The 3,247-nt window shown below is 56.8% G+C and carries 1 rRNA gene; it reads left to right on the top strand.

Annotated features, from left to right (window positions below):
- The first annotated feature begins 105 nt into the window (after positions 1-105).
- A 23S ribosomal RNA gene (locus ACIQHQ_RS37360) occupies positions 106-3,225 on the top strand.
- The last annotated feature ends 22 nt before the right edge of the window (positions 3,226-3,247 follow it).

Raw genomic sequence — 3,247 nt, 5'->3', positions numbered from 1 at the left:
GAATTTTCCTCAGTCGCCGGCCCCAGTGCACTCGGACCGTAAGGGTTCGGGGTGATGGGTGGCTGGTCGTTGTTTGAGAACTGCACAGTGGACGCGAGCATCTGTGGCCAAGTTTTTAAGGGCGCACGGTGGATGCCTTGGCACCAGGAACCGATGAAGGACGTGGGAGGCCACGATAGTCCCCGGGGAGTCGTCAACCAGGCTTTGATCCGGGGGTTTCCGAATGGGGAAACCCGGCAGTCGTCATGGGCTGTCACCCATACCTGAACACATAGGGTATGTGGAGGGAACGCGGGGAAGTGAAACATCTCAGTACCCGCAGGAAGAGAAAACAACCGTGATTCCGGGAGTAGTGGCGAGCGAAACCGGATGAGGCCAAACCGTATACGTGTGAGACCCGGCAGGGGTTGCGTATGCGGGGTTGTGGGATCTCTCTTTTACGGTCTGCCGGCCGTGAGACGAGTCAGAAACCGTTGATGTAGGCGAAGGACATGCGAAAGGTCCGGCGTAGAGGGTAAGACCCCCGTAGTCGAAACATCAGCGGCTCGTTTGAGAGACACCCAAGTAGCACGGGGCCCGAGAAATCCCGTGTGAATCTGGCGGGACCACCCGCTAAGCCTAAATATTCCCTGGTGACCGATAGCGGATAGTACCGTGAGGGAATGGTGAAAAGTACCGCGGGAGCGGAGTGAAATAGTACCTGAAACCGTGTGCCTACAAGCCGTGGGAGCGTCGGATACGTGCTTGCACGTATCTCGTGACTGCGTGCCTTTTGAAGAATGAGCCTGCGAGTTTGCGGTGTGTTGCGAGGTTAACCCGTGTGGGGAAGCCGTAGCGAAAGCGAGTCCGAATAGGGCGTTTCAGTAGCACGCTCAAGACCCGAAGCGGAGTGATCTAGCCATGGGCAGGTTGAAGCGGAGGTAAGACTTCGTGGAGGACCGAACCCACCAGGGTTGAAAACCTGGGGGATGACCTGTGGTTAGGGGTGAAAGGCCAATCAAACTCCGTGATAGCTGGTTCTCCCCGAAATGCATTTAGGTGCAGCGTCGTGTGTTTCTTGCCGGAGGTAGAGCACTGGATAGGCGATGGGCCCTACCGGGTTACTGACCTTAGCCAAACTCCGAATGCCGGTAAGTGAGAGCGCGGCAGTGAGACTGTGGGGGATAAGCTCCATGGTCGAGAGGGAAACAGCCCAGAGCATCGACTAAGGCCCCTAAGCGTACGCTAAGTGGGAAAGGATGTGGAGTCGCAGAGACAACCAGGAGGTTGGCTTAGAAGCAGCCACCCTTGAAAGAGTGCGTAATAGCTCACTGGTCTAGTGATTCCGCGCCGACAATGTAGCGGGGCTCAAGCGTACCGCCGAAGTCGTGTCATTCACACAATAGGGCCAACGCCTGTGTGGATGGGTAGGGGAGCGTCGTGTGCCGGGTGAAGCAGCCGCGGAAGCGAGTTGTGGACGGTTCACGAGTGAGAATGCAGGCATGAGTAGCGATACAAACGTGAGAAACGTTTGCGCCGATTGACTAAGGGTTCCTGGGTCAAGCTGATCTGCCCAGGGTAAGTCGGGACCTAAGGCGAGGCCGACAGGCGTAGTCGATGGATAACCGGTTGATATTCCGGTACCCGCTGTGAAGCGTCAAACATCGAGCATCGTGATGCTAAGGCCGTGAAGCCGCCCCGGAGCCTTCGGGCAAAGGGGAGTGGTGGAGCCGCCGAACCAAGCGGTTAGTAGGTGAGTGATGGGGTGACGCAGGAAGGTAGTCCATCCCGGGCGGTGGTTGTCCCGGGGTAAGGGTGTAGGCCGTGCGATAGGTAAATCCGTCGTACATGAGGCTGAGACCTGATGCCGAGCCGATTGTGGTGAAGTGGATGATCCTATGCTGTCGAGAAAAGCCTCTAGCGAGTTTCATGGCGGCCCGTACCCTAAACCGACTCAGGTGGTCAGGTAGAGAATACCGAGGCGTTCGGGTGAACTATGGTTAAGGAACTCGGCAAAATGCCCCCGTAACTTCGGGAGAAGGGGGGCCACGTCTGGTGAGAACACTTGCTGTTCGAGCTGGGGGTGGCCGCAGAGACCAGCGAGAAGCGACTGTTTACTAAAAACACAGGTCCGTGCGAAGCCGTAAGGCGATGTATACGGACTGACGCCTGCCCGGTGCTGGAACGTTAAGGGGACCGGTTAGCTCCATTTCGGTGGGGCGAAGCTGAGAACTTAAGCGCCAGTAAACGGCGGTGGTAACTATAACCATCCTAAGGTAGCGAAATTCCTTGTCGGGTAAGTTCCGACCTGCACGAATGGCGTAACGACTTCTCGACTGTCTCAACCATAGGCCCGGTGAAATTGCACTACGAGTAAAGATGCTCGTTTCGCGCAGCAGGACGGAAAGACCCCGGGACCTTTACTACAGTTTGATATTGGTGTTCGGTTCGGCTTGTGTAGGATAGCTGGGAGACTGTGAACTCTGGACGCCAGTTCAGGGGGAGTCGTCGTTGAAATACCAGTCTGGTCGTGCTGGATGTCTAACCTGGGTCCGTGATCCGGATCAGGGACAGTGTCTGATGGGTAGTTTAACTGGGGCGGTTGCCTCCTAAAGAGTAACGGAGGCGCCCAAAGGTTCCCTCAGCCTGGTTGGCAATCAGGTGTTGAGTGTAAGTGCACAAGGGAGCTTGACTGTGAGACCGACGGGTCGAGCAGGGACGAAAGTCGGGACTAGTGATCCGGCGGTGGCTTGTGGAAGCGCCGTCGCTCAACGGATAAAAGGTACCCCGGGGATAACAGGCTGATCTTCCCCAAGAGTCCATATCGACGGGATGGTTTGGCACCTCGATGTCGGCTCGTCGCATCCTGGGGCTGGAGTCGGTCCCAAGGGTTGGGCTGTTCGCCCATTAAAGCGGTACGCGAGCTGGGTTTAGAACGTCGTGAGACAGTTCGGTCCCTATCCGCTGTGCGCGTAGGAATATTGAGAAGGGCTGTCCCTAGTACGAGAGGACCGGGACGGACGAACCTCTGGTGTGCCAGTTGTTCTGCCAAGGGCATGGCTGGTTGGCTACGTTCGGGAGGGATAACCGCTGAAAGCATCTAAGCGGGAAGCCTGCTTCGAGATGAGTATTCCCACCTCCTTGAGAGGGTAAGGCTCCCAGTAGACGACTGGGTTGATAGGCCGGATATGGAAGCACGGTAACGTGTGGAGTTGACCGGTACTAATAGGCCGAGGGCTTGTCCTCAGTTGCTCGCGTCCACTGTGTT

The sequence above is a fragment of the Streptomyces sp. NPDC092370 genome (assembly GCF_044755265.1).
Lineage (GTDB): Bacteria > Actinomycetota > Actinomycetes > Streptomycetales > Streptomycetaceae > Streptomyces.
The sequence above is the reverse complement of the archived record's forward strand: the minus strand, read 5'-3'. Positions and strand labels throughout refer to the sequence as shown.